Raw genomic sequence first — 26,390 nt, 5'->3', positions numbered from 1 at the left:
GACGGTCAGCGCAGATCTTTCAAACGCTGCGCCTTGCCCGCCGACCGTTCCAAGGTGCCGGGACCGACCAGCCGCACCGCGACGGTGACGCCGATCATGTCTTTGATCCGCGTGCGCAACTGCGCCGCCGGCGCATCGCCCTGCGCGGGATCGGCTTCGACGAGCACGGTCAGCTCGTCCATCCGTTCCGGTCGCGTCAGTTCGAGCTGGTAGTGCGGGCTGAGACCGTCGCAGGTGACCAGCAGCTCTTCGATCTGGCTCGGAAAAACGTTCACGCCGCGCAGGATCAGCATGTCGTCGGTGCGGCCGGAAATCCGCGCGATGCGGCGTGCGGCGCAATTGGTGCCGGGCAGCAGGCGCGTACGGTCGCGCGTGCGATAGCGCACGATCGGCATCGCTTCTTTGGTGAGGCTGGTGAAGACCAGTTCGCCCTCTTCGCCGTCGGGCAGGGCCTCGCCTGTGTCGGGGTCGATGATCTCGGGCAGAAAATGATCTTCCCACACGACCGGCCCGTCTTTGGTCGCGACGAATTCCGACGCGACGCCGGGACCCATCACTTCCGACAGGCCATAAATATCGACCGCGTCGATCGCGAAGGATTGTTCGATCTCGCGGCGGAGCGAATCCGACCAGGGTTCGGCGCCGAAGATGCCGAGCTTGAGCGACGTGCCGCGCGGATCGACGCCCTGGCGGTGAAACTCGTCGAGCAAGGTCAGCGCGTAGGACGGCGTGACCATGATGATGTCGGGTGCAAGGTCGCAAATCAGCTGCACCTGTTTTGCGCTTTGCCCGCCCGACATTGGAATGACCGTGCAAGCGGCAAGCTCGGCGCCGTAATGCGCGCCGAGTCCGCCGGTGAAGAGTCCGTAACCATAGGCGACATGAACTTTCATGCCCGCTTCGCCGCCCGCAACGCGGATCGAGCGCGCCACCAGCGCAGCCCAATTCTCGATGTCGCGTTTGGTATAGCCGACGACGGTCGGTTTGCCGGTCGTGCCCGACGATGCATGCAGCCGTGTGACCTGCGCCATCGGCACGCAGAAGAATCCGTACGGATAGTTGGCGCGCAGATCGTCTTTGGTGGTGAAGGGAAACCGCGCCAGGTCGGCGAGGCCGCGCAAATCGTCGGGTGTTACGCCGGCGGCGTCAAAGCTGCGCTTGTAATGCGCATTGTGCGCATAGGCGTGCGCCAGGGTTTCGCGCAGCCGCGTAAGTTGCAGCTGCGCCAGCGCTGCGCGGTCGTGAAGGACGGGGTCGAGCATGCAGCGCGGATCTGGACACCGCGCGGCACGCGCGTCAACGCCGCCCTAGCGACATCCGCGCCATGCGCGGCAACGCCTGGCCGAGATGCACGCCAATCAGCGCGACCAGCAACAAAGCAATCCAACCGTGCGCAACGCGCGTCGGAAAGATCAGCAGATCGGGCGGCAAGGGTTCGCCCGTTCCGGCGAACACGATGTCGTTGAGCCGCGCGACGATCGCGGTGGCGAGACCGGTGCCCGCCATCGCCGTGACCAGCACGTAGAAGCTTTGATGCAACCAGCGGCGCTGGCCTTGCGGCGGTTGCGCGCTGCGCAGGCGCACGACGAAACGCACAACCATCAAAGCGAGGATCGCCATGCCCATCGCCATATGGATGCGCAGCCCGTCGATCTTGCTTGGATCGGCGTTCGATCGCTGCGCCAGGAAAAACCCCGCGCACAGCGATAGGAACAGCAGCACGGCCAACAACCAGTGCAGCGCCACCAGCGCGGGGTGATAGCGCTGCATCACGCCTGATCCAGCACGGTTTCCAACTGGCCGAGAAATTTCTGCCAGCCATACATCGCGCCTTGCTCGGCGTGCTTCTGATCGGCGCGGAAACCGGACTGTTCCATCCGCACGATTGTTCCGCCGCTGGTCGCTTCCAAGGTCCAGACGACGACGCTTTCCAGCCCCATCGAATCCCAGCGATAGGACAGGTGTTGCGGCGCTTCGACTTCCAGCACTTCGCAATGAATGATGCCGTCCCATTGCGGCAGCATCGGCGTGCTGCGGAATTTGAATTTGTGGCCGACGATCGGTTCGAAATCGTTCGCCATCAACCAGGCTTCGAGCAGCGGTCCTTGCGTCAACGCACGCCAGACTTTTTCCGGCGGATGTTTTATCTCGCGTTCCATCACGACGCTGCGCGTTTCGGTGCTGACCTGCATGTTACTGATCCATCTGGTTCAAAAGGGTTTCGAGCTGATCGAAGCGGTCGCGCCAGAAGACGCTGTACTGGGTCATCCAATCGACGAGCGGCGCGAGCGCTTCAGGCTTTGCGCAGTAATGCGTCTGCCGACCGGCGCGCCGGTCGCTGACGAGGCCGACGTGTTTCAGCACGCCGAGATGTTTCGACACGGCGGGCTGTGACACGCCCGATTCCGCGGTGATGGTGCCGACCGTCAGCTCGCCCTCCCGCATCAGCCGCTCGAAAATCGCGCGGCGGGTCGGGTCGGCGAGCGAAGCGAAGAGTTCGGTCTGCGAAACGTCCATGGCCGGACTCATAACCGAACGGTTATGGATCGGTCAAGCGTCCTCTTCTGGGCTTGGGCGAAGGGTTGCGGCGCCTTGCCCCGCCGCCGAATCGTCCTGCATGGTGCCGCCGCCCTTAATCCTAAGGGGCCCCGGGACCTGAGCCGTAGGAGTGCCGCTTGAAGTTGGCCGTGCCAAAGGAGCGCCGCGCGAATGAAAAGCGCGTGGCCGCAGTGCCCGAAACCGTAAAGAAGCTCGTTGCTGCCGGGTTCGACGTCATCGTCGAACGCGGCGCCGGCGAAAGCGCTTCGATTCCCGACAGCGCCTATGAAGCTGCGGGCGCCGTCATCGGCGCCGAAGAAACCCAGACGCTCGGTGGTGCAGACATCGTGTTGAAAGTGCAGCGTCCGCTGACCGCGGCCGAAGGCACCGACGAAATCTCGATGTTGAAGCCGGGCGCGCTGCTCATTTCCATTCTCGATCCGTATAAGGCGCCCGAGGTGCTGCGCACCTACGCCGAAAAGCGGATCGACACCTTTGCGATGGAGCTGATGCCGCGCATCACGCGCGCGCAGACGATGGACGTGCTGTCGTCGCAATCGAACCTCGCCGGCTACAAGGCCGTGCTCGACGCGGCCAGCGAATTCAATCGCGCTTTTCCGATGATGATGACGGCGGCGGGCACTGTGCCGCCGGCCAAAGTCTTCATCATGGGAACCGGCGTTGCCGGCCTGCAGGCGATCGCCACCGCGCGCCGCCTGGGTGCGATCGTGTCGGCGACCGACGTGCGCGCGGCCGCGGCCGAACAAGTCAAATCGCTGGGCGCTGCCTTCGTCATGGTCGAAAGCGAAGAGACCAAGGCGGCGGAAACGGCCGGCGGCTACGCCAAGGAAATGAGCGACGACTATAAGCGCCGCCAGGCCGAGCTGATTGCCGAGACGATCAAGAAGCAAGACATCGTGATCACCACCGCGCTGATCCCGGGCCGCAAGGCGCCGGTGCTGGTGAGCGACGCGATGCTGCGCACGATGAAACCGGGTTCGGTGCTGGTCGATCTTGCGGTCGAGCAGGGCGGCAACGTCGAAGGCTCGGAGCCGGGCAAGATCGTCGAGAAATACGGCGTCAAAATCGTCGGCCACGCCAACGTGCCGTCGCGCCTCGCGACCGACGCGTCGGCGCTCTATGCGCGCAACCTGCTCGCCTTCGTCACGACCTTGGTCGACAAGACGACCAAGCAGATTTCGGTCGATTGGAACGACGAGCTGGTCAAAGCGACGTGCCTGACTCGCGGTGGCGTCGTCGTCCATCCGCAATTCGCGCTCGACAATATGGCCTCTTCTTCTACGCCGCCGGCCCAGCCGGCTTCTGGGGTGCCCACCAATGGCTGATCCATTTCCGACCGCGGTCGACAATCTGCGGCAGGCTGTCGACCAGCTCGGTGCGCGCGTCGACTCGCTGGCTGCGCAAGCGCAGGCGGTGGCCTCCGCCAACGCAGCCTCGCATGACGGCGGCAGCTCGTTCCTGATTATGGGCCTGACCGTGTTCGTGCTGGCGTTGTTCGTCGGCTACTACGTCGTCTGGCACGTGACGCCCGCGCTGCATTCGCCGCTGATGGCGGTCACCAACGCGATTTCGTCGGTGATTATCGTCGGTGCGTTGATCGCAGCCGGTACGGGGCAAGGCGCGTCGAGCTGGTTCGGCTTCGTCGCGGTGATCCTGGCGTCGGTGAACATCTTTGGCGGCTTCATCGTCACGCAGCGCATGCTGCAAATGTTCAAGAAGCGAGAAACGCCAAAGAGCGCGGGAGCGTCCAAATGAGTTTCTGGGCAGCACTCGCCTATCTCGTCGCCGCAGTCTGTTTCATTCTGGCGCTGCGCGGCCTGTCGAGCCCGGTCACGGCACGACAGGGCAATCGCTACGGCATCATCGGTATGGCGATCGCGATCGTCACGACCTTGCTGCTGCCGGGCATCGGCAATTGGGGGATCATCGCGCTGGGCATCGCCATTGGCGGTGCGATCGGTGCGTTCCTGGCGCTGCGCATTCAGATGACGGCGCTGCCGCAGCTGATCGCAGCGTTTCATTCGCTGGTCGGTCTGGCGGCCGTGTTCGTCGCTGCGGCCGCGTTCCTCAATCCCGCTGCTTACGGCATCGGCGTGCCGGGCAACATCAACACCGGCAGCCTGATCGAAATGGCGCTCGGCACCGCGATCGGTGCCATCACCTTCACCGGCTCGATCATCGCCTTCGGCAAGTTGCAGGGGCTGATCTCGGGCAAGCCGATCGTGTTCAAAGGCCAGCACGTCATCAATGCCGGCCTCGGCCTGTTGCTGGTTCTGCTGGTTGCGGCGTTGTGCACGACGTCGAGCGGCGTGTTCTTCACCGCGATCGTGCTGCTCAGTCTCGTGCTCGGCGTGTTGATCATCGTGCCGATCGGCGGCGCCGACATGCCCGTCGTCGTGTCGATGCTGAACAGCTATTCCGGTTGGGCCGCCTGCGGCATCGGTTTCACGCTACATAACAATCTGCTGATTGTTGTCGGCGCGCTGGTCGGTTCGTCGGGTGCGATTCTCTCCTACATCATGTGCAAGGGGATGAACCGGTCCTTCTTCAACGTGATCCTGGGCGGCTTCGGCGGCGAAGCGGTCGCGGGCGGTGCGGGCGCAGGTCCGCAAGGCACGGTGAAGAGCGGCAGCGCCGACGATGCAGCGTTCATTTTGAAGAACGCAGCCAGCGTCGTGATCGTGCCGGGCTATGGTATGGCGGTCGCGCAGGCGCAGCACGCGCTGCGCGAAATGGCCGACCATCTGAAAAAGGACGGCGTCAATGTGCGCTACGCGATCCATCCGGTCGCGGGTCGCATGCCGGGCCACATGAACGTGCTGCTGGCCGAAGCCAACGTGCCGTATGACGACGTGCTGGAACTGGAAGACGTCAATCGCGACTTTGCCCAGACCGACGTCGCCTTCGTCATCGGCGCCAACGACATCACCAACCCCGCCGCCAAGTCGAATCCGCAAAGCCCGATTTTCGGCATGCCAATCCTCGACGTGGAAAAGGCAAAGACGGTGCTGTTCATCAAACGCTCGATGGCGTCGGGTTACGCCGGCATCGAGAACGAACTCTTCTATCGCGACAACACGATGATGCTGTTCGGCGACGCCAAGAAGGTGGTCGAGGACATTATTAAAGCGATGGACTGACGACCGAGGCGCGCGCGGCCGAGGTCGTCATCCCCGCGAAGGCGGGGATCCAGGTTGAAGAATGAAGGCGGTGCATCGTCGAATGCGCCGCCTTTTCTTTTGACTCCTGGATCCCCGCCTTCGCGGGGATGACGACGAAAAGGGAACGCAGGTTTTTCGTTGCCGCCCGCATCGCGCGGGATCACCCTCCCTCCGGAAAAACAGCCGGCCACAGAGTCGGCGCTGGCAGGGCCAACCAAGGGAGAAGTGTCATGCGTCACTGGCCGATTCTCGTCGCCGCGATCGTGCATTGGGTACTGGGTGCGGTCTGGTACACGGTGTTCGCCGATCCGTGGATCGAGGGTCTCAAGATCGACAAAGCGGCGCACATGGCGAACATCACGCCGACGCCCTACGTGCTGACCTTCATCACCTTGATCGTCGAAGCGATCGCGCTGCGCCAGATCATTCGCTGGTCGAAAGCGAGCACGATCGGCGGCGGTGCCGCGATGGGTTTGCTCGCGGGTTTCGGCATCGCGGGGATGGCGATGTACTCGCATTACGGCTTCCCGCAATTCCCGATGCTCGTTTACGCGATCGACCTCGGCTACACGGTGATCGGTACCGTGCTGATGGGTGTGATCCTGACGAAATGGCGCTCGTGACGTTCCTCTTTCGTCATGCCAAGGCTTGTCCCCGGCATCCACGCTACTTGTGAGTCACCAATCGCGTGGATGCCCGGCACAGGGCCGGGCATGACGATGGCAAAAACGATGCGCTCTGCACTTTGCTTTCTTGCTGCGCTTGTCGCGCTGACCGCCCACGCCGCCGACGCGCCAGTCGTTGCTGCCAAACCAACCGACCTCACCGCAATCGACGTCGCGCCCGGCTTCACCACGATTCCGGGCTTCACGCCCGACAATCGTCCCGCGCGTGTGTTGAAAGCGTGGCGCGAGAACGGCAATGCCTATGGCTATTCGATCTATCTGATCACAACTGCAAGCGGGATGGGGCGCAGTGATTGGAACATCGTGCCCATCACGGTGCCGACGCCGTGGCACGTGCAGGACATGCTGACCGACACGCCGCACACATTTGAAGACATGGTGCGCAGCGTGCGGTTTGCGCGCGGCAAGATCGGCGGCGAGGAAAGCGAGACGCTGGTTTTTACCGCGACGCGCGACGTCAAAGACGACACGCCCGCACCGGCGCAGGTCGCGTTCGAGCTCTATCGTGTGGTCGTGACCGACGAGATGGGCGACGTGCTGGAACGGGTGCGCACCTGGCGCTCGACCAAGAAATACTGCAACGCCGACACGGCCCTGTTGCGCGAAGTCGGGCTGGCCTTGCCGCGCGACTATGAAGGCGGCGAAAGCGAAGACGGTTGTGGCCCATAGCTACCAAGAAGAAGCACCGCCCGCTTCGCTGGCCGACCACGTGCAATGTGTGTGGCGCTACACCGCCGGCCACGATCTGACGCCGCAACGAATTCCGCCCGACGGGCGCGCCGAGCTGATCCTGCATCGCGGCACGCCCTACGAAGAATGGCGCGACGGTGCATGGCACGCGCAGCCGCGCGTGTTGTTTGCGGGACAACTGACGCGTCCGTTGCTGCTGCGCGCGCCGGGGCCGGTCGACGTGGTGGGCGTGCGGTTCAAGCCAGCCGGCGCCTGGGCGTTTCTGGGTGAGACGTTGGCGTCGGCGACCGACCGGCGCCTGGCGCTGGTCGATGCGCCGTCGGATGAGGCGGCGCTGTTCGCCTATGTCGCGCAACATATCGCTTCGCATCCCGATTTGCGCGACGAAGCGGTCGAGCGCGCGGTCGAGGTGATCCTGGCCGGCGGCGGCGACAATCTCGATGCGCTGTGCGCGACGTCGGGGCTGACGCCGCGCAATCTGCAGCGGCGCTTTTCGACCGTCGTCGGCGTCAGTCCGCGCATGCTGAAAAGCCTGGTGCGGTTCCGCCGCGTGTTCGACGCGTTGCAGGGCACGACCTTGTCGACCTGGTCGGCGGCCGCGCAGGCGGCGGGCTATTTCGACCACCCGCAAATGGCACGCGACTTTCAGCGCTTCGTCGGCTGCAGCGCGTCGGAATTCGTCGCCAATGGTGCCGGCTTGGCGACCAGCCTGGCCGAGCTCGACCTCGTCGTGAACATACAAGGCAGCGACGACGAGGATCGGTAAGAGGACGGGGAAAACCCGAAGGAGAGAACGAATGTTCGCTTTGCTTCTTGCTGCTGCCACCGCCGCCATCACCGACGCCGATCTGACGTTCCTGTCGGGCGATTGGCGCCAATGCACCAGCGACGGATTCGTCGAAGAACGCTGGCTCGGGCCGCGCGAAGGGCTCGCGGTGGGCGCCAACCTGACGCTGCGCAAAGGCAAAGCGATGTTCGAACATCTGCGCATCCAGCGTGAGGCGGATGGCTGGACCTATTGGGCGAGCCCGGCGGGCAAGCCGCCAGTTCCGTTCAAGCTCGTCGAAGGCGACGCCAACCATGCGGTCTTCGCCAACCCCGAGCACGGTTTCCCCGCGCGCATCACCTATATGCGAGACGGAAATGAGCTGTTGGCCAAGATCGACGGCACGATCAGCGGCAAGCCGCGCGAAGAGTCGTGGCGTTTTACGGCAGGGACTGCGGCTGATTGCGGTAAGCGCTGAGGTCGCGCATCCTCGGGACCGTGCCGCCCAAACCGATCAAGCCAAGCTCGACCCCGGATGACTTCCGCGAACTCGCACTCGCCTGCGAAGGTGCGGTCGAAGGCGCGCATATGGGGCACGCCGATTTCCGTGTGTTCGATCGCGTCTTCGCGTCATTGGGCTATCCCGATCCGGCGTGGGGCATGATCAAGCTGACCAAGGACGAGCAGGCGTTGCGCCTCGCCACTGTGCCGGGCGCGTTCAAACCCGCAGCAGGCGCGTGGGGACGGCACGGCTCGACCATGGTGAAGCTCGACATGGTCGACAGCAAAACGCTCGAAAGCGCCATCGCCGCCGCCTGGGTTTATGTCGCGGCGAAGAAGGGCAAGCGGATGCGCAAGACCGTCGCGAAGAAGAAAGCCATCGATCGCAAAAAGGCGTTCGGCTAGTCGGCGCGCTGCTGCATGCCGACCAAGAAAACCGTTACGTCGACGCCGGCAGAGTTTCGCCGTCGCGCGCTTGCCTGCGCGGGCGCGGTCGAAGGCGCGCATATGGGGACTGCCGACTTTCGCGTGCACGGCAAGATCTTTGCGACCTTGGGTTCGCCCGATCCGGCGTGGGGCATGGTCAAACTGTCGGCGCAAGACCAGGCAATGCGGATCGACGCGGAACCTGCTGCGTTCAAACCCGCCACCGGTGCATGGGGCCGCGCAGGTTGCACGTTGGTGAAGCTCGACGCGGTTGATGCGGTTACGTTGGAAAGCGCGATCCGCGCCGCGTGGCGCAACGTGCCGGCAAAAAAGCCACCGGCCAAAAAGAAACGCAGCTAGCAGCCGCGGCGAGCGCAGTTTCCGCTGGTCTGTGGCGGCAGCCGCTTGTTAGAAGCAGCGCCCTTTTGAAAGCGCGCTCGATGTCCCGCGGTCTGTACGTTGTTCTCGCCACCATGATGCTCGATGCGATCGGCATCGGCATTGTGATGCCGATTCTACCGGGGCTGCTGCGCGCGTTGGGACGCGAGGGCGACGTCGCCAACGAATACGGGCTGCTGGTTACGCTCTACGCGCTGATGCAGTTTCTGTTCGCGCCGTTGCTGGGTTTGCTCAGCGACCGGTTCGGGCGCCGTCCAATTCTGCTGATCTCGCTAGCCGGTGCAGCGGTCGACTATCTCGTGATGGCGACGACACCCTATTTGTGGGTGATCTATGCCGGTCGCGCGATCGCCGGCGTCACCGGCGCCAACATGGCGGTTGCGAACGCCTATATCGCCGACATCACCGACGAGACCAATCGTGCGCAACGGTTCGGTCTGCTCAGCGCCGCGTTCGGTGTCGGCTTTATCATCGGGCCGGCGCTGGGCGGTTGGTTGGGCGCGGACTCGTTGCGCGCGCCGTTCGTTGCGGCCGCGTTGCTCAACGGCGTGAATTTCCTCGTCGGCTTGTTTCTTCTGCCCGAACCGGCACGCGTGCGCAGCACCGTGGTCGCGTGGCGCGACGCCAATCCGTTCCGCGCCATGCACAGCGCGCTGCGCGGGCCGGTGCTGGGTCCGTTGCTGGTCGTGTTCGGTTTGATGGCGATGGTCGGCACCGTCGGTCACGTCATGTGGGTGATTTCAAACCAGGACCGGTTCGGCTGGGACTTGCAGACGATCGGCCTGTCGCTGACCGCGTTCGGCGCCTTGCATGCAATCGCGCAAGCCTTCGTCGCCGGGCCGGCGGTGAAGCGGTTGGGCGAGCGCGGCGCCTTCGTCATGTCCTGCATTTTCGACGGTCTCGCTTATATCGTGATCGGCGTGACCGGGCAGGGATGGGTCGTGCTGGCGATGATCCCGCTGCTGTGTCTGGGCGGGATCGGACAGCCGGCGGTGCAGGCGCTGTTGTCGAACAGCGTCAGCGAAGATCGCCAAGGCGAATTGCAGGGGCTGATCGCGGCCCTGACCAGCATCGCGGTGATCGTGTCGCCGCTGGTCTTTACGACGATCTATGCCTGGACCACGCCGGCCTTGCCGGGCGCGGTGTGGCTGATCGGTGCGGCGCTGTACGTGCCGTGCGTCGCGTTGCTGCTGCGCACGAAAGCGCAAGCGCCTATTTCTTCCCCAGCAAGCACGTAAGTTTTTTGCCTGTCGTCACATGCACCAACCCGGTGCCGGTGGCGAACTCGACCTGGCAGCGGTCATTGTCGTCGTACTTGCCGCCGGTGCCGCCGCCGCCACGCCACAGCACCAAGGTGATCTTTTTGTTGGCGACGTTGCGCGACGTCTGCGTGCCCGCGGGCGGGCGCACGCGGCCACTATCGACGAAGGTCTTTCCGTCGAAGATCTGAAACCCGATCTCCTGCGTGCCATCATTGACGATGGTGATCTGGCCCGCGACAGCGGGAGATGCTGCGGTTGCGAACGCCAGGGTGGCGAAAGTGAAGATGCGCATAGTCATCGGAACGCTCCTGCAGGCACGATGTCCCTGACCGTTACAACCGATTCATGGCATGGCAACGGCAGAGAGCGACCTTTTCCGTGCAACAACGCAGGGTGATTCGGATGCGCTTTGTGATCGGGCTTTTGGCCTTGGTTTTGTTCGGGGTGGGGCCGGCATTGGCCGAGGATGCGACCGCGCATCGTTTCACCGCGGCCGGGTCGCCGATGGATTACTACGTGTCGCTGCCGGCTGGCTGGACGCCGGAACGGACCTGGCCGGTGATCGTGGCCTTGCCCGACGCAACCCGCGAATTCACCACCGTGATGGATGCGTTCATCGCCGCGCGACGCAGCAAGCCCTGGATCATCGTGGTGCCGGTCGTGCTGGGAAGCGGCGGCGTGCCGTGGCGGTTCGCCGACGTGTTCGGCTACAAGCCCGACGTGTTCGAGAAGGCTGAGAAAGACGGCGTCTGCAAATTCGATCACGAAGGTTTGGCCGCGGTGCTGCAGGATGTGCGCAAGCGCTTCAAAGCCGAGGGCCGCGCCTTCATCACCGGCTATGAAGCCGCCGGTCACGTGATCTGGCGCGAAGTGATTCACAATCCCGCCGCCTATTACGGCGCGGCGTTGGTCTTCCCCAATTTCGCCGGACGTTGCGTCGACGAAACCCAGATCAAGACCAAGACGACGACACCCTTGTCGATCGAGATTCTGCGCGGCGGCGACGACAAGGTCGGCGTGCCCGGTTCGCCGATCGATTTGCAGATCAAATCCGCGGTCGATTACGTGCGCGGCATCGGCCACAAAGTCGAAGACGTCACGGTCCCCGGCAAAGTGCGCGGCCCGTTCGCGGAAGAAGTGTTCGACTTCATGGAGAAGGTGCGCGCGGGGAAATAGCGCGCGCACCTCGTGAGTCACGAGGAAGCAAACCGCCAAGACGCCAAGGACGCCAAGGTTCGCCAAGAGTCACGGATCGTGGCGTGACGCATCGCATGACGGCATAGGTTTTATCGACGCGCGAAGCGCGTCAGGAAATCCCTGCAACCGTGCGCTCGTTCTCTTGGCGCCCGCTTGGCGTTCTTGGCGTCTTGGCGGTTTGCTGATTGGTGACTTGCCGCTGAAGCGCCGCCTCAGCGCTTCTTGCGCTTCGGCTCTTCGAAACCGGTCTCGTTGAAGAATTCCGCGTAAGGGGCGTCGAACGCTTCGGCAAACCGTTCGAGCATGTCGATGCCGAACGAAAACGCGCCGGCTTCGTATTCGCTGATCCGGCCGCGCGGGATCTCTGTCATCTCACTGAGTTCGGCTTGCGACAGCTTTGCCGCAATTCGCAGTCGCCGAATGTTGTGGCCGACAAGAAGCCGAATACGTGTCGCCGACAAAGCCGCCTCGTCGCGCATCGGTCAAATTCGATTTGACCGAATGCCTCAAATATGGAACATATCGAGAAAGCGGCCGAACGGGATGCACGAACACCCCGCCCGGCCTGACCACAACCCGAGCTGGAGGCTTGGATCATGGCTGATTCCGAGAATAGCCGAACTATGCGCGCTTTGCGCCATGCAAGGGGATGGGCGGCATGACCAAGCCCACCCGTGCACACAACGACCTTGTCCTGTCGATGTGCGGCCTTTGGCAGTCCGATTGCGACCGGCTGGAGGCGGCTGCCAGCCTGGCTTCGAAATGCGAGCGCGCAATGCTCGACGCGACCGCGGATGCAAAGAAGGATGCCGCCCGCGCGTTCCGCGACGCCGCCCGCGTGCGCGACGCGTTGGCCGACAAGCTGGAGATGCAGGCGCGCGCGATCTTCCGCACCAAGGCGAAGAGCTTGCAGGGCGTCGCCGCCAAACTCGCCGTCGCGCTGCGCGAAAACCAACCGTCGCCCGACGACGCGACCCCACCTTGGCCGGATCTGCGTTCGGTCGAACGCGACCTGACGCTGCTGATCGCCGAGCTGGCGTAACGACCTCGGAGTCACAAGGAAGCACACCACCACGACGCCACGAACGCCAAGGTGCACCACGAGAGCCGTCTTCGGCGTGGGGCGCGTCGCAAGGCGGCAGTGGATTTCCTGACGCGCTTCGCGCGTCGATAAAGCCATCTCGTCTTGCGACGGAGATTTCTTGCTGACTGTGACTCGTGGTGCTTCGCCGTGTCCGTGGCGTCGTGGTGGTTCGCAGGCTTGTGACTCAACAAAAAAAGCCCGCCGTCCCCGGCGGGCCTTTCGTTTGTGCAGTTCGCTAGCGGTTACGACTGGCCCGCGTATTTCACCGAGCAACCGTATGGCGTCGTGCTGGCCGGATCGGGGGCTTTGCCGCCCGCGAGATTCTGCAGCGCGGCGGTGACGTAGTTCTTGGCCGCCGGATGATCGGACGCTTTCGCGGTCGCCTTGTCGTCGATCGCGCCCATATAGGCGATCTTCTGTTCTGGCGTGATCACGAACATGTGCGGCGTCGTCTTGGCGCCATACGTCTTGCCTACTTTGCCGTCGGGATCGAGCAGATAGGCAGTCGGGCTGGCTTTCTCTTTCGCGATATCGGCCTTGGCTTGATCGGCGGTGAGGAAGCCTTGCGTGCCCGGTGCCGACGACAGGATCGTCAACCACACGACGCCCTGATCTTTCGCAGCCGCCTGCGTCTTCTGCATCGCGCCGCTGTCATAGTTGGCGCGCACGAACGGGCAGCCATTGTTGGTCCATTCCAGCACGACCGTCTTGCCTTTGTAGTCGGCGAGATTGACCGACTTGCCGTTGACGTCGACAGCGGTGAAAGCGGGCGCGGGTGCACCGACTGCGACACCCTGGCCGAATGTCTGGGCTTGTGCGGCGCCCGTAAGCGCCAGCGTTGCAATGCCTGCAAGGATCCAAGTCCGCATCGTTCGCTCCTTTGGCTGAGGGGGAGATCGTGACCTTCGTCTGCGCTTCGTGCAACCGGATCAGCTTGACTGCAGCAACGAGCGGACGGACTCCGTCGTCAAAATCTGCGGCAACACCACCGGTTCGCGGCTTCCGGGCTTGTAATAGAGATAGAGCGGCACGCCGGCGCGGCCGTGCGCCTGCAACACGCGCGTGATTTCGGCGTCGCGCTTGGTCCAGTCGCCGCGCAACGGCACGACGCCCTTGGCTTCCATCTCGCGCGCAACGTCGCTGGTCAGCGCCACCGTCTCGTTCACTTTGCAGGTGATGCACCAGGCGGCGGTGAAATCGATGAAGACCGGTTTGCCTTCGGCGAGCAGCGCGTCGAGTCTGGCCTGGCTGAACGGTTGCCACTTCACTGTGTCGCTTGCGGTTGCAGCCGCTGTTGGCGTCGCAGCGGCTTCGTCGTCGACGCCGCGCACCAGAAACAGGGCTGCGCCGATTGCGACGATCGCAACCGTCGCGCCAACCATACGGCCGCGCGTGCTGGCATATTTCGCTGCGTCCCACGCCCAGGCGGCGAACGCGATCAGCACGATACCCGCCAAGACCGACGTGGTTGCGATCGGGCCCGACTGCGCCTGCAGCACGAACAACAGCCACACGACCGTCGCGTAGACCGGGAAGGCGAGGAACTGGCGGAACCGTTCCATCCATGCCCCGGGTTTCGGCATCACGCGCGCCAATGCCGGTACGAAACCCAGCAGCAGATATGGCAGCGCGAGGCCAAGCCCCAACGCTTCGAACACCGCGATTGCGATCGGTGTCGGTTGCACCAGCGCAAATCCCAACGCGCCCGCCATGAACGGCGCGGTGCAGGGTGTTGCAACGACGGTGGCCAGCGCGCCGGTGAAAAACGAACCGACCAGACCGCCGCGCGCGGCAAGCGACGAGCCCATGCCCGCCAGGCCTTCGCCGACACTGACGACGCCCGACAAAACCAGACCGACCGCGAACAGCAGATAGACCAGCGCGGTGATCACCAGCGGCGATTGCAGTTGGAAGCCCCAACCGATTTCCGCACCGCCCGCGCGCAACGCCAGCAACACGCCCGCAATCAAGGTGAAGGTCGCAAGCACGCCGGCGGTGTAAGCGAGCGCGTCGGCGCGGCGATGGGCGGCGTCACCCTGCGCGCCGCGCGCCAGGGACAACGCCTTCATCGACAGAACCGGAAACACGCACGGCATCAAATTCAGGATCAACCCGCCCAGCAGCGCGAACAGCAACGCTTCGCCAAAGCCGAGCGTGCTGGTGCCGCCACTCGCCGCAGCAACCATGCCCGGCTGCGCGGTAAATTGAATCGCGCGCATCGCGGCATCTTTGCCGGTCGATTCGTCTTTGAAGGTCAGCACGCCTTCGAGCGCCGCGTTGTCCGGCTTGGCGCCTTCGGCGCGTTTGAGTTCGATCGTGAGGCCGCTGGCGCTCGCCGAAATTTTCTGCGGCGCGGCGTTGTCGATGCGCTCCGGCTGTACCGGGAAGAACGTAACGTCGCGCAGTTGGCGCGCATCGCCGGTATCGACCGCGATGCGCACCATCGTGCCGCTGGTCGCGATGCGCGCGGCGAAGGGCGACTTGCTCGGCAGTTTGGTGCGCGCATCGGCGAAAAGTTTCGCGGCGCTCGCATTCGCCTGCGGCTTGGCGTCGACCGGCAGGTTCAGCGACACAGTCGCGTCTTCGGGAATGCAGATGTCTTTGCAGACCAGCAACTGCACGTCGCCATGCAGCGCGAAATTGCTGCCGGGTTGCAGATCGGCGGGCGCGGTGATGTCGATCAACAGCACCGCTTCGTCGCCATAGCCGTAATTGACCAGCGGGCCGTACGGGATGCGGGCAGGGGCGGGCCATTGGATGTCGGCAGCCTTCGCGCCGGCCGGCAGTTTCCATTCGATCGCGGTCGGCGTGCCGCTATCACCCGGATTGGCCCAGTAGGTGTGCCATTCGGGCTTGATCGTCTGTTTCAGCGCGACGGTGAAGGTCTGGCCGGGGGCGATGCGCGCTTGCTCGGACACAAGCTGGACCGAGACGTTCGCTTCCTCGGCGCGGACAGCGGGGGCGAGGAAAAACGCCAGGGAAAGTGCGGCAAACAGGAACCGATGCACGTGTAAAACTCCGCCGGCCGAGAGCTCAATCAGATAGGCCGCCCCACTCTTCGCGGCAATGCGGGCTGAGGCTACGGTTGGATTGGTGACGAAACGAGACGGGCTCTCGGAGGCGGCGATATGTGGCGCATCATTCTCGTTCTATTGGCCCTGTCGGTGGGGCCGGCCGCAGCCGCCAGCGGGCCGCGGGCGCAGATCGGGGAATTTGCGTGGCTCGCGGGACGCTGGTCCGGCACCGGGCTCGGCGGCGAGACCGAGGAATGGATCATGCCCGCCGTCGACGGGCAGATGGTGGGCATGTTCCGCGCCAGTCGCGCCGGCAAGCTCAGCTTCACCGAACAGTTTGTTTTCGCCGAAGCCGACGGCACGGTCGAACTGCGCGTTCGCCATTTCAATGCCGATTTCACCAGTTGGGAAGACAAGGCCGAGATGGTCCGCTTTCCCCTAGTGTCGTCCGGCACCAATCGCGCGCAATTCAGTGCCGTCACCTACGAGCGCGACGGCGATCGCCTGCGTGCGATCGTGCGCGAGACGGATAAGAAAGGCGTGCCGGTCGAACTGACGCTCGACTGGGTGCTGGTGAAGTGAACGATCGCGTCAAACTGATCGGCTATCCGCGCGGTGCGTCGCCGTTCGATTTCAGCCCTTTCGTTGCCAAGGTCGAAACCTATCTGCAACTGGCGCAGATCCCGTACGAGGTCCGCGCCGGCAATCCGCGCAAATCGCGCAAGTCCAAGCTGCCCGTGCTGGTCGACAGCGACGGCACGCGCATCGTCGACAGCCAGTTCATCATCGAACATTTGAAACGCACGCGCGGCGACATGCTGGACGGCGATCTCGACGCGGCTGCGCGGGCGCGGCTGCACCCGATCCGGCGTCTGTTCGAAGAGTCTTTCTACTGGGCGCTGATCCAGTCGCGTTGGCTCGACGAACCGACCTGGCAGAAATTGCGCGTGCATCTGTTCGGCACCTTGCCGGTGCCGCTGAAATGGATCGTCCCGGTGCTGGCGCGGCGCCGTGCGCGCAAGCAGCTCCACGCGCAAGGCTATGGACGGCACAGTCCGGAAGAACTGAAACAGATCGCGCGCGACGATCTCGACGCGATGGTGGCGCAGCTCGGCAGCGCGCCATTCTTCGGGGGCGACCGGCCACGCTCGATCGACGCGACCGCGTACGGATTTCTGGTCAACCTGATCCATCCGCCCTTCAAGACCTGGCTCGGCGAGATGGCACGCACCTACGCGCCGCTGGTCGCGTATGTCGAGCGGATGGAAATGTTTCTAAAACGCTAGGCCGCGACCGGGTGGCGGCCTAGCCGACCGAAGAAGCGACAGGCAGCGCAGAAAAATGTAGCGGCGTGATGAACGCCCTTTTCCCGAAACATCGCCGCGTTCGACGCAAATGCATGGTCGAAACGAGGAACGGCACAACCACACTTCAGGTGTGTGCGAGGCACAACACGGCCACGTTGCGTTCCGAGCTGGGCTCTCGCGAGGCCACCGTCCAACACAGCTGCATTGATTAATCTTCCCGTCAGTATCCCCGGACACCGTTCGCGCATCTTTTGATCCGGGAGCGGCATATGCGTCTGAGTGACTACAGCATCAAAGTTCGTCTTTACACGGGCTTCACCTTTCTGATTGTCATCGCAATCGCGATTGCGGCGTTCGGATTTACGCAACTCCAGACCATCGACGGGCAAGTCGGGAAGTTCGTGTCGGTGGCGGGAAACACGTCGCGCAATCTCGAAGTCCAGCAGCTCGCTGAAAGAATGCGCCGCCTGGGCTTGCGCTTTCAAGCAACGCAGGAAGACGTAACGATCACCGAATTCCGGGCCGCACAGGCAAGGTCGGCCGAACTTCTCGACGCAGCTGGCAAGGCGACGCTCTCGGAAGAGCGCAAGCGACTTTACGCTGACGCGGCAACGGCGGTTGCGTCGGTCAAGACCGAATTCGAGACGCTCATCTCGCTTGTCATGACGTTCAAAACGGCGCGCGACAAGCTGTTTACGGTCGGTGATCAACTGACCGCCGCCACGGCCAAAGTGATGGATGCGACGCGCGAGTCGCGCGACCCGACGGTCAGGACGCAAGCAGCCGAACTGGAAGCAACCATCCTGCTCGTGCGCATCGCCAACTGGCGCTTTCTTGCGACACAAGACGCGAAAGGCCCGGCGACGTTCAAGACCAATTCCGATCGGGCGGAAGCGGCGCTTGCAACGCTTGCCAAGAACGGCAACGCGAGCGGCCTGGAACCGTTGCTTGCACCGGTACGCGCCGCGTTGGCCGAGTATGGTGCTCGCTTCAAAGAAGCGTCGGCTGCCGTTCTTCAGTCGAACGACCTGTATGAGAAAACGATGCGCCCGCATTTCACGCGCATTTCCGACGACGGAACGGCGGCGCAGAAGACGCTCGATGCGGATATGGGTGCGACCCGAACCCAAACTGTCGATACCGTCGCCAGCACCAAGATGATGCAAACAGGACTGGCAGTTCTTGGCACGATTCTCGGCGTCGTTCTGGCGTATGTAATCGGGCGCAGCATTGTGATGCCGATCCTCGGCATGACGGGCGTGATGAAGCTGCTTGCCGGGGGCGACAAGGCGGTTGACGTGCCCGCACGCGACAACAAAGACGAAATCGGCGAAATGGCGCAGGCGGTCGACGTCTTCAAGCGCAACATGATCGAAGCCGATCGGCTGGCCGCCGAACAACGCGAAGAGCAAGCGCAGAAAGAGCGGCGGCAAGTTGCGATCGAAGAGTATATCGCCAGCTTCGATCAGTCGGTGCGCGCTGCGCTCGACGGTTTGGGGGCTGCCGCAAGCCAGATGCGCAGCACTGCGACCAGCATGTCCGCGACGGCAGAACAGACCCAGCGACAGGCCGCGACTGTATCAGCAGCATCGGAACAGACCTCTGCCAACGTGCAGACAGTCGCCGCTTCGTGCGAAGAAATGTCGAGTTCAATTGGCGAAATTGGGCGCCAGGTAACGCAGGCGTCGAAGATTGCCAGCCAGGCTGTCGCCGATACAGAGCGCACCAACGGCACGGTCATTACGTTGGTGGCTTCGGCGCAGAAGATCGGAACGGTGGTTCAGCTCATCCAGGATATCGCGTCGCAAACCAACCTACTGGCGCTCAACGCGACCATCGAAGCTGCGCGCGCCGGCGACGCCGGCAAAGGCTTCGCTGTCGTCGCGTCGGAAGTCAAATCGCTGGCAACGCAGACGGCGAAGGCGACTGAAGAGATCGCGGCGCAAATCTCCGCCATGCAGGCGGTGACGGGCGAGGCGGCCGATGCAATCCGGTCGGTTGGCTCGACGATCGGCACGATTCACGAGATCTCGACGTCGATCGCCGGCGCGGTCGAAGAGCAAGGCGCAGCGACCCGCGAGATTGCGCGTGGCACGCAGCAGGCCGCAAAGGGCACCGAAGAAGTGACGGTGACGATCGGCGGCGTAAGCCAGGCGTCGCGTGAAGCTGGGGCCGCTGCGACTCAGGTTCTGTCTTCGGCGGAGCAGCTCAGCCGGCAATCCGAATCGCTTCGCAGCGACGTCAACACGTTCCTGGAGCAGATTCGCGCTGCGTAACGAACGGGCCCTCCTGCATCAACCGATGCGGAGGGCCCGATTCAAAGCTGCCGCATCTCCTGCGCGTAGCGGACCAGCGCGGCGAAACGATAGAGGCCGTGCACGAACTTGCCGTAGGGCAGGGTCAGGAACAGCGCCAGCACGACGCCGAGATGAATCGCCAGCAAGGGCGCCAGCGAACTGGTGTTGCGTAGCGCGAGCAGCGCCAGCCCGGTTGCGCTGGTCAGGAACAGCATGACCAGAAACGCGACGTCCATGCCGGTATGGGCGCGCAAGCTCGGGTCGCGTTTGAATTTCGCCGCCAGCAAACCGACTGGGCCGATCACCAACCCGATCCCGCCGGCCGTGCCGAGCAGAACCGGCAGATCGGTGTAGGCGTACGGCGCGTGCCGTCCCAGCAGATAGTGATAGAGCGTCGCGACCGACGTCGCGGCGAAGCAAAGCAGGAAGCCGTAGAAGGTCAGGTGGTGATACAGGCGCCGATTGTCGGTTGGACGCTCGTCCTCGTTCATGCAGCCGACGCCGCCGCCATCGAGATAGCGCAACGATCCCGCGTCGCGCATCGCCTGCCACAGATCGCGCCACGACGCGGCACGTTCCCCACTGTCGCGCCAGAAGCTGCGCAAACTCATCGTCAGCGCCAGAATCGCATAGGCGAAGACCGCGCCGAACAGACCTGCCATCGCGTTGTGCGGCATCAGGCGATAGAAATCGCCGTTACGCGCATCGGTGCCGGTGAAAGCGAGAATGAACGCGGTGACGCAGGCCACGACCAGCAGCGCAATCCACAGACCGTTGCGATCGAACACCGGCGCCAGCGCGCGCGGCCAGGCATAGTGGCGGTACGACTCCGCGCGCACGATGGCGAGATTGCGCGGCACGTTGACCGCGAATTCGTGCGGCGGCGCGAACTGGCAGTCGTACAGGCACGCGCCGCAGCCATGGCAAAGATTGGCGAGATAGTTGAGATCGCCATCGGCAAAGGCGCGGCGCATTTCCATCGCAGGAAACACCGCGCACAGCCCTTCGCAATAGCGGCAGCTATTGCAGACCGTCATCAAACGGTCGGCTTCGGTCAGCGATTCAGTTGCGTGCATGTCTTGCTGCTTTTTGGCCGGCGATGCGTCCGAACACGCTGCCGATCGTCATGCCGATGCCGGCCGCATAGCCGCGACCCAGAATATTGCCGGCCATGATCTCGCCCGCGGCGAACATGTTGGCCGACGGTTTGCCGTCTGCCATGCGCATGCGCGCATCTGCGTCCACGCGCGTGCCGAGATAGGTGAAGGTGATGCCCGGCCGCACCGGATAGGCATAGAAGGGCGCAGTTTCGATCTTGCGCGCCCAATGTGTTTTGGGCGGCGTCAGACCTTCGGTGCGGCAATCGTCGAGGATCGTGTGATCGAACGTGCCCGGCTGTACCGATGCGTTGAACGTTTCCAACGTCTGGGTCAGCGCTGCCGGATCGAGCTCGAGCCTGGTTGCAAGTTCCGCAATCGTCGGCGCCTGGATCGGCGGATAGAGCGACGGCATGAACAGCTCCAGCGAGCGCGCATCGAAGATTATGTAGGCGATCTGGTCGGGCTGGGCCGCAACCAGCCTCCCCCAGATCGCATAGCGTTTGGGCCAGACGTCTTCACCTTCGTCGTAAAAACGCTGGCAGTGTTTGTTGACCACGATGCCGAATACGACGCAGTCGAGCCGCGTGATGATGCCGCCGTCGAATTTCGGCGCCCGCGCGTCGATCGCGACCGCATGACATTGCATCGCGTCGCCGATCGGTTCGACGCCGTTGTCGAGCAGCAGCTTCAACACCGTGCCGCGATTGTGCGGCGAGCCGCGGATCAGGAAATTATCGGCGGCCGGACCCCAGGATTCTTTCAGCCATTCGATATTGGCTTCGAACCCGCCCGACGCAGCGATCAAGGTCGAAGCGCGGATCTCGCGCCCGTCTTTGAGGCGCGCAGCCAGAAACATCCCGTCCTGAATGTCGAGGCCGGTGACTTCGGCGTCGTATTCGACCTCGACGCCGAGCGATTCAGCGGTGCGGTAGAGCGCGTTCAACATGGCGCGGCCGCCGCCGAGAAAGAACGAGTTGGTGCGGCCGAGGCTCAAGGTGCCGCCCAGCGACGGTTGAAACCGCACGCCCTGTTCGGCGATCCAGTCGAGCATCGCTTTGGACTCGGCGATCATGTGCCGCGCCAAAGCTTCATCGGTCTGGCCCTGCGTCACGCGCAGCAGATCGTCGAAGAACTCGTCCTCGGTATAGGGGCCAGTCAGGGTCGCCGTCGCATGATCGTGCGCGCAGCGCATGTTGCGCGTGTGGCGCGTATTGCCGCCGCGATAGAATTTCGGCGCTGCCTCCAGCACCTTCACCGTGGCGCCGTCGCGGCGCGCAGCAATGGCTGCGCAGAGGGCGGCATTGCCGCCCCCGATCACCAGCACATCAAGCATCGAGACGAATGCCGAAGCGCAGCGCGAGTGCGATGCCGACCGCGATGGCGGCGCTGTTGATCACCGACAGCGAAGCGACGACGTCGATATTCCCCGAGGTCCAGAGATTCACCAGCATCGCGCCCATCACTTCGGTGCCGGGCGCGAACAGATAGATGCCGGTCGAATATTCGCGGACATAGAGCAGGAAGGTCAGCAACCACGCCGCGATCATGCCGTGCTTGGCCAGCGGCAGAATCACCTGGCGTGCGACGACGGTGCGCTTGGCGCCGGTGACAGCCGCGGCTTCTTCCAGCTCGCGCGACACTTGTCCCAGTGAGTTGGAGATCAGGCGCAGCCCGAACGGCAGCCACACCAAGGTGTAGGCGATCCAGACGGTTGCGAGCGTGGTGACGTAGGGTTTCAGCGGCTCGATGAACAGGAACAGCCAGAACACGACCAGGCCCGCGATGATGCCGGGCATGGCGCGCGGCAACAGCACCAGGAAATCCAGCGCCCGCGTCGACCATTGTTTCGAACGATGGCTGGCCAGTGCCAACAAGGTGAACACGCAGACCGACAGCAAGCCGCCGACGATGGCGATGAGCAAGGTGTTGACGATCGAACGTCCGACGCCGCGCACATTGTTGATGGCGCGGTAATTCTCGAGCGTCAGCACGTCGGCAACGGTGACGGTCGAACCCCAGGCGCTGACGAAGGAGCGGAAGGTGATGCCGACCAGCGGGATCACCACCACGAACAACAGCCAGGTGACGATCAGTGCCAGCGCAACCCAGCGCCATTTGCCCAGCGGAATGAGTTTGGGCCGCGAGGCCTTGCCGCGCATCGTCGCGTGGCGATCGGCCGAGCGCAGCATGCGCCGCTGCAACAACACCAGCGGCAGGGTGAACAGCATGATCGCGACGACGACAACTGCCATCATATTGTAGGCGGGCGTGCCGAGACGCGTCGTCAGCTTGTAGAGATAGGTCGCAAGAACCAGACGGCCTTCGGGATCGCCCAGCACATAGGGCAGGCCGAACAGTTCGAATCCGAGAAAGAACACCAGCACGCCGGCGACCGCGATGGTCGGCCAGATCAACGGCAAGGTGACGCGACGTGCAACTTGGAACGGGTTGGCGCCGGCAACACGCGCTGCTTCTTCAAGATCGCTCGGCACGGTGCGCAGTGCTGCCGACACGTAGATATAGACGTGCGGCACATGCGTCAGGCCGACGACCAGGATCAGCGCGGCAAAGGAATAGATGTTCCAGCCGGCCGGGCCGATATGGTTCTGCCACCAGATCGTGATGAAGCCGACCGGGCCGGCCGACACGATGAAGCCGAACGCCAGCACCATCGGCGACACGAACAACGGCAACAGGATCGCAGGTTCCAGCCAGCGCCGCCCGGGCACGTCGGTGCGCACGTTGAGAAAGGCGAGCAGCGATCCCAGCGGCACCGCGATCAACACCATACTCGCCGACAGAGTCAGCGAATGGCCCAGCGCAGCCCAGAAATCATCGTCGTTCAGAATGAACGCGTACGAGCCGAGGCCGAGTTTGGCGCGCGCGCTGTAAAACGGCGCGCTGAGGAAGCTCTGGTACAGAACCAGCGCAACCGGGGCCAGGATGAACAGCGCGGCAGAGCCTGCAACCGCGCTCCGCCACGTTTCGCGCCGCATTATTTACCCGCGAGCGCGTTGTTGAACTTCTTGTAGAAGGGCAGGCGCTTGGCCGGATCGAGATCGTCGAGCAGCGCCGGCGTGATTGCGATCGGCTTCAATTTATCGCCCATGTCGGCGATCAGTTTCGCCGCCGTCGCCTTGCCCTGAATGTCGGCGCGGATCGAGTAGAGCAGCGCCTTGTCGGCGATGACCTGCTGGCCACGCTTGGAAAGAAGATAATCGAGGAACACTTTGCCCGCGTTCGGATGCGGCGCCGCTTTCGGGATCAGCGCGATGCGCGTCAGGATCTGCGTGTAGTCCTTGGGCATCACGATGCCGATGTTGGGATCTTTCTCGGCCTTCAACAGCGCATACGGGCCGATGATGTTGTAAGCGATCGAATGTTCGCCCGATCCGACCTTCTCCAGCATCTGGCCGGTCGCGACATAGAGTTTCGGGCTGGTCGGTCCCATCGCCTTGACCAGTTTCCAGATGCCGTCGCCGACGCGCGCATCGTGGCTGATTACGAAAAAGCCGAGACCGCTGCGTTCCGGGTCGTACATCGCGACCTTGCCGACATAGTCGGCTTTCTTGGTCTCGAGCAGCTTCGCAAACGCGTCGCGCGTTTGCGGCACGTCGGCTTCGGGCACCAGCTTCTTGTTGTAGACGATGGCGACCGGTTCGAACGTGACCCCGTAGAGCTGATCTTTGTACAGCGCCCAGCTCGGCATGTTGGGCTTCTCGACCGAGGCATAGGTCGCGACCGCATTCTCGTCGACGAGCTGATATTGCAGGTCCATCGCTGACGACCAGATGAAATCGGCCTTCAACGTGTTGGCGGCGATTTCGCTGGTGGCACGCGTGTAGAGATCGGCGGCTTTCAGTTCGAGATAGTCGACCTGAATTTTCGGGAAGGCCGCTTTGAAGTCTTCGAGAATCGGATTGACCGCAAACTGCTCGGTGTTGGCGTAGATCACCAGGCGGCCTTCTTTCTCGGCGGCGTCGAGAATCTTGGCGTACTCGGCAGGATAGCCCGCAGGCACATCTGCGGCATTCGCCGCTACAGCGCAGAACAGGCCAAGCGTAACGGCAACGATTGCTCGATTCATCGCGGTCTCCCTTGCGCCGCGGCCCAATTGCGCAGCGTATATTTTTGCATACAATGCAATGCAGAGCGCGGGGCGGCAAGTCCAGGCTCCGCCGGGGAGGCAGATCTGTCCATAAACGTCCACGTACCGGCTCCGTTGCTGCACCACGTCACGGCCGAAATTTTCGCAGCCCACGGCGTGCCGCGTCCCGACGCCCAGCGCGTTGCGGCCTGTCTGGTTGACGCCGATTTGCGGGGCGTCGCTTCGCATGGTGTCGGGCGCATTCCGATTTATACCGAACGCCTGCGGCGCAAGCTGGTCAATCCAACGCCGTCGCTGACGACCGAACGGGCGTTGACGGTTGCAGCGCGGATCGATGGCGATAACGGGCTCGGCTTCGTCGTCGGCACGCGCGCGATGGATCTGGCGCTGGAGATCGCCGACGTGCATGGCGTCGGGCTGGTGCTGGCCCATCGCTCCACCCATTACGGCATGGCCGCGAGCTATCTGCTGCAGGCGCTCGATGCGGGCTTCTGCGCCTTCGCCTTCACCAACGCATCGCCAGCCATGCCGATCTGGGGCGGGCGCGACGCGTTTCTCGGCACCAGCCCGTTCGCTTTTGCTGCGCCCGGCGAGCCGCCGGTGGTGATCGACATGGCGATGTCGGTGGTGGCGCGCGGCAAGATCCGCCGCGCGATGCAACGCGGCGAACCGATCCCCGAAGGTTGGGCGCTCGACGCGGAAGGCCGCCCGACCACCGATGCAAAAGCGGGCTATGACGGCGTTGTGCTGCCCGCGGCCGGCGTCAAAGGCAGCGCGCTGTCTTTGATGATGGAAATTCTGGCCGGCGTGTTGTCGGGCGCTGCCTTTGGCGGCGAAGTGCGCAACCAGTATGTCGATTTCGAACAGCCGCAGAATGTCGGCCACTGTTTCCTGGCGCTGAAGCCCGACCTGTTTATTTCGCGCGCAGAGTTGTCCGCGCGCATGACCGATCTCGCAAACCGCGCCAAAGGCGGGCGCCGCGCGCAGGGCGTCGAAGAAATCCTGCTGCCGGGCGAACCCGAATCGCGCATGGCGGTAAAACGGCGGGCCGAGGGCATTCCGCTCGACGCCGAAGAACTGGCAACGGTGGTTGCCGAAGCCGACGCTGTGCAGGTTGACGTGCCGCCCGTGATGCGTACGAAGGTTGCGTAATGGCGACCGCAAAAAAGACTGCGTTCAAGCTGATCGAAGGCAACGGCCAAAGCCGTAGCGAAGCGGTGTACCAGGCGCTGTCGCAAGGTCTGCGTGACGGCGTCTACCGGCCGGGCGATCGTTTGCGCGAAGAAGAAGTGGCGCAGCGACTGAACGTCAGCCGCACACCCGTGCGCGAAGCCTTCGGCCGTCTGGCTGCGAAGGGATTCGTGCAGCCAGCCGGCGCGCGCGGCCTGGTCGTGCGCAGCCTGACCATGTCCGAGATTCTCGAACTCTACGCGATGCGCGAAATTCTCGAAGGGGCGGCTGCGCGTCTCGCCGCGCAACATGCGTCGCAGCCGGAGATCCACGGGCTGCGCGACATCGAGGCTGCGTACGAAGCACATTTCGACGATATGCGCGCGATGGCGCGCATCAACCGCCAGTTTCACGAAGCGGTGTTCCGCGCCGCGCGCAACCGCTATCTCGACGCGGCGCTGCAGGAGATGCAGGACGGGATCGCGCTGCTGGGCCAGACGACCTTCAGCGTCAAAGGCCGCCCGGCCATCGCGGCCAAGGAACATCGCGGCATCATCGACGCGATCGAAGCGCGCGACGCCGACAAGGCCGAAGACCTGGCGCGCGCCCATATTCGCGAAGCGCTACGCGCGCGGCTGAAGCTGCTGCAGAATTGACGAACGC

29 protein-coding genes are annotated in these 26,390 nt (G+C 63.6%); 17 read left to right on the top strand and 12 right to left on the bottom strand.

Features of this window, described 5'->3' with window-relative positions:
* Positions 1–5: 5 nt before the first annotated feature.
* From TMPK1_RS10410 to TMPK1_RS10395, 4 genes are read right to left on the bottom strand one after another with little or no spacing between them, the layout of a single operon-like run.
* Positions 6–1,262 (bottom strand): AMP-binding protein, encoded by a 1,257-nt coding sequence (locus TMPK1_RS10410; RefSeq protein WP_420242942.1) that lies wholly within the window; start codon positions 1,260–1,262, stop codon positions 6–8.
* A 34-nt stretch (positions 1,263–1,296) separates the two neighbouring features.
* The gene (locus TMPK1_RS10405) at positions 1,297–1,770 is read right to left on the bottom strand and encodes a cytochrome b (RefSeq protein WP_420242941.1); all 474 of its coding nucleotides are present in this window, start codon (positions 1,768–1,770) and stop codon (positions 1,297–1,299) included.
* On the bottom strand, positions 1,770–2,192 hold the full coding sequence (locus tag TMPK1_RS10400) for an SRPBCC family protein (RefSeq protein ID WP_420242940.1): 423 nt from the start codon (positions 2,190–2,192) through the stop codon (positions 1,770–1,772). Before TMPK1_RS10400 ends, TMPK1_RS10405 begins: the two co-directional genes overlap by 1 nt.
* A 1-nt stretch (position 2,193) precedes the next feature.
* Complete coding sequence (locus tag TMPK1_RS10395; protein ID WP_420242939.1) at positions 2,194–2,517, bottom strand: ArsR/SmtB family transcription factor; 324 nt, start codon at positions 2,515–2,517, stop codon at positions 2,194–2,196.
* 158 nt (positions 2,518–2,675) lie between these two features.
* Between TMPK1_RS10395 and TMPK1_RS10390 the strand changes: the two genes are divergently transcribed.
* From TMPK1_RS10390 to TMPK1_RS10345, 10 genes are all read left to right on the top strand, one after another.
* Positions 2,676–3,884 carry a Re/Si-specific NAD(P)(+) transhydrogenase subunit alpha gene (locus TMPK1_RS10390; protein WP_420242938.1) on the top strand — a complete coding sequence of 403 codons (1,209 nt, stop codon included), beginning with the start codon at positions 2,676–2,678 and terminating at the stop codon, positions 3,882–3,884.
* Positions 3,877–4,314, top strand: a complete 438-nt coding sequence (locus TMPK1_RS10385; protein WP_420242937.1) for an NAD(P) transhydrogenase subunit alpha part 2 — start codon at positions 3,877–3,879, stop codon at positions 4,312–4,314. Before TMPK1_RS10390 ends, TMPK1_RS10385 begins: the two co-directional genes overlap by 8 nt.
* Positions 4,311–5,699, top strand: a complete 1,389-nt coding sequence (locus tag TMPK1_RS10380; protein ID WP_420242936.1) for an NAD(P)(+) transhydrogenase (Re/Si-specific) subunit beta — start codon at positions 4,311–4,313, stop codon at positions 5,697–5,699. Before TMPK1_RS10385 ends, TMPK1_RS10380 begins: the two co-directional genes overlap by 4 nt.
* 251 nt (positions 5,700–5,950) lie before the next feature.
* The gene (locus TMPK1_RS10375; RefSeq protein WP_420242935.1) at positions 5,951–6,343 is read left to right on the top strand and encodes a DUF1761 domain-containing protein; all 393 of its coding nucleotides are present in this window, start codon (positions 5,951–5,953) and stop codon (positions 6,341–6,343) included.
* A gap of 90 nt (positions 6,344–6,433) precedes the next feature.
* Positions 6,434–7,075 (top strand): hypothetical protein, encoded by a 642-nt coding sequence (locus TMPK1_RS10370; protein WP_420242934.1) that lies wholly within the window; start codon positions 6,434–6,436, stop codon positions 7,073–7,075.
* Positions 7,065–7,862: a helix-turn-helix domain-containing protein gene (locus TMPK1_RS10365; RefSeq protein WP_420242933.1), complete on the top strand. Its 798-nt coding sequence runs from the start codon at positions 7,065–7,067 to the stop codon at positions 7,860–7,862. The genes TMPK1_RS10370 and TMPK1_RS10365 overlap by 11 nt, the downstream gene beginning before the upstream one ends.
* 31 nt (positions 7,863–7,893) lie before the next feature.
* Positions 7,894–8,340: a DUF6265 family protein gene (locus TMPK1_RS10360; protein WP_420242932.1), complete on the top strand. Its 447-nt coding sequence runs from the start codon at positions 7,894–7,896 to the stop codon at positions 8,338–8,340.
* Positions 8,341–8,360: 20 nt separating this feature from the next.
* Positions 8,361–8,768 (top strand): hypothetical protein, encoded by a 408-nt coding sequence (locus TMPK1_RS10355; protein ID WP_420242931.1) that lies wholly within the window; start codon positions 8,361–8,363, stop codon positions 8,766–8,768.
* A 15-nt stretch (positions 8,769–8,783) separates the two neighbouring features.
* On the top strand, positions 8,784–9,149 hold the full coding sequence (locus tag TMPK1_RS10350) for an MmcQ/YjbR family DNA-binding protein (protein WP_420242930.1): 366 nt from the start codon (positions 8,784–8,786) through the stop codon (positions 9,147–9,149).
* An 80-nt stretch (positions 9,150–9,229) separates the two neighbouring features.
* Positions 9,230–10,426, top strand: a complete 1,197-nt coding sequence (locus TMPK1_RS10345) for a TCR/Tet family MFS transporter (protein WP_420242929.1) — start codon at positions 9,230–9,232, stop codon at positions 10,424–10,426.
* On the opposite strand, the gene TMPK1_RS10340 is transcribed toward TMPK1_RS10345, so the two are convergent.
* A complete protein-coding gene (locus tag TMPK1_RS10340; RefSeq protein WP_420242928.1) occupies positions 10,401–10,748 on the bottom strand; it encodes a hypothetical protein in 348 nt (115 codons plus the stop codon). The two genes, TMPK1_RS10345 and TMPK1_RS10340, sit on opposite strands and share 26 nt — an antisense overlap.
* A 104-nt stretch (positions 10,749–10,852) precedes the next feature.
* Between TMPK1_RS10340 and TMPK1_RS10335 the strand changes: the two genes are divergently transcribed.
* A complete protein-coding gene (locus TMPK1_RS10335; RefSeq protein ID WP_420242927.1) occupies positions 10,853–11,626 on the top strand; it encodes a hypothetical protein in 774 nt (257 codons plus the stop codon).
* A 233-nt stretch (positions 11,627–11,859) separates the two neighbouring features.
* Here the strand turns inward: TMPK1_RS10335 and TMPK1_RS10330 are convergent, their stop codons facing one another.
* Positions 11,860–12,126 carry a helix-turn-helix domain-containing protein gene (locus TMPK1_RS10330; RefSeq protein WP_420242926.1) on the bottom strand — a complete coding sequence of 89 codons (267 nt, stop codon included), beginning with the start codon at positions 12,124–12,126 and terminating at the stop codon, positions 11,860–11,862.
* A gap of 179 nt (positions 12,127–12,305) precedes the next feature.
* Between TMPK1_RS10330 and TMPK1_RS10325 the strand changes: the two genes are divergently transcribed.
* Complete coding sequence (locus TMPK1_RS10325) at positions 12,306–12,689, top strand: hypothetical protein (RefSeq protein ID WP_420242925.1); 384 nt, start codon at positions 12,306–12,308, stop codon at positions 12,687–12,689.
* A 284-nt stretch (positions 12,690–12,973) separates the two neighbouring features.
* Here the strand turns inward: TMPK1_RS10325 and TMPK1_RS10320 are convergent, their stop codons facing one another.
* On the bottom strand, positions 12,974–13,600 hold the full coding sequence (locus TMPK1_RS10320) for a thioredoxin family protein (RefSeq protein ID WP_420242924.1): 627 nt from the start codon (positions 13,598–13,600) through the stop codon (positions 12,974–12,976).
* Between the two features lie 60 nt (positions 13,601–13,660).
* Entirely contained in the window at positions 13,661–15,739 is a 2,079-nt protein-coding gene (locus TMPK1_RS10315) for a protein-disulfide reductase DsbD family protein (RefSeq protein WP_420242923.1), read from the bottom strand.
* 120 nt (positions 15,740–15,859) lie between these two features.
* On the opposite strand from TMPK1_RS10315, the gene TMPK1_RS10310 reads away from it, so the two are divergent.
* The 3 genes from TMPK1_RS10310 (at position 15,860) to TMPK1_RS10300 (ending at position 19,328) form a co-directional block, all read left to right on the top strand.
* Positions 15,860–16,327: a DUF6265 family protein gene (locus TMPK1_RS10310; protein WP_420242922.1), complete on the top strand. Its 468-nt coding sequence runs from the start codon at positions 15,860–15,862 to the stop codon at positions 16,325–16,327.
* The gene (locus tag TMPK1_RS10305) at positions 16,324–17,031 is read left to right on the top strand and encodes a glutathione S-transferase family protein (RefSeq protein WP_420242921.1); all 708 of its coding nucleotides are present in this window, start codon (positions 16,324–16,326) and stop codon (positions 17,029–17,031) included. Before TMPK1_RS10310 ends, TMPK1_RS10305 begins: the two co-directional genes overlap by 4 nt.
* A 290-nt stretch (positions 17,032–17,321) precedes the next feature.
* Positions 17,322–19,328 carry a methyl-accepting chemotaxis protein gene (locus TMPK1_RS10300; RefSeq protein ID WP_420242920.1) on the top strand — a complete coding sequence of 669 codons (2,007 nt, stop codon included), beginning with the start codon at positions 17,322–17,324 and terminating at the stop codon, positions 19,326–19,328.
* 41 nt (positions 19,329–19,369) lie between these two features.
* Here TMPK1_RS10300 and tcuB read toward each other — a convergent pair whose 3' ends face one another.
* The 4 genes from tcuB to TMPK1_RS10280 are packed head-to-tail and all read right to left on the bottom strand — an operon-like array spanning position 19,370 to position 24,536.
* Positions 19,370–20,425, bottom strand: a complete 1,056-nt coding sequence (gene tcuB / locus TMPK1_RS10295) for a tricarballylate utilization 4Fe-4S protein TcuB (RefSeq protein WP_420242919.1) — start codon at positions 20,423–20,425, stop codon at positions 19,370–19,372.
* The gene (gene tcuA, locus TMPK1_RS10290; RefSeq protein ID WP_420242918.1) at positions 20,412–21,782 is read right to left on the bottom strand and encodes an FAD-dependent tricarballylate dehydrogenase TcuA; all 1,371 of its coding nucleotides are present in this window, start codon (positions 21,780–21,782) and stop codon (positions 20,412–20,414) included. Before tcuA ends, tcuB begins: the two co-directional genes overlap by 14 nt.
* On the bottom strand, positions 21,775–23,445 hold the full coding sequence (locus tag TMPK1_RS10285; RefSeq protein WP_420242917.1) for an ABC transporter permease: 1,671 nt from the start codon (positions 23,443–23,445) through the stop codon (positions 21,775–21,777). The genes tcuA and TMPK1_RS10285 overlap by 8 nt, the downstream gene beginning before the upstream one ends.
* Positions 23,445–24,536, bottom strand: coding sequence for an ABC transporter substrate-binding protein (locus tag TMPK1_RS10280; RefSeq protein ID WP_420242916.1), 1,092 nt, complete (start codon positions 24,534–24,536; stop codon positions 23,445–23,447). Before TMPK1_RS10280 ends, TMPK1_RS10285 begins: the two co-directional genes overlap by 1 nt.
* Before the next feature lie 27 nt (positions 24,537–24,563).
* On the opposite strand from TMPK1_RS10280, the gene TMPK1_RS10275 reads away from it, so the two are divergent.
* Together TMPK1_RS10275 and TMPK1_RS10270 are read left to right on the top strand one after the other, a co-directional pair.
* On the top strand, positions 24,564–25,709 hold the full coding sequence (locus tag TMPK1_RS10275; protein ID WP_420242915.1) for an Ldh family oxidoreductase: 1,146 nt from the start codon (positions 24,564–24,566) through the stop codon (positions 25,707–25,709).
* Entirely contained in the window at positions 25,709–26,383 is a 675-nt protein-coding gene (locus TMPK1_RS10270) for a GntR family transcriptional regulator (RefSeq protein WP_420242914.1), read from the top strand. The genes TMPK1_RS10275 and TMPK1_RS10270 overlap by 1 nt, the downstream gene beginning before the upstream one ends.
* Positions 26,384–26,390 lie beyond the last annotated feature (7 nt).

It is taken from the genome of Roseiterribacter gracilis (assembly GCA_018332375.1).
Lineage (GTDB): Bacteria > Pseudomonadota > Alphaproteobacteria > BOG-932 > Roseiterribacteraceae > Roseiterribacter > Roseiterribacter gracilis.
The sequence above is the reverse complement of the archived record's forward strand: the minus strand, read 5'-3'. Positions and strand labels throughout refer to the sequence as shown.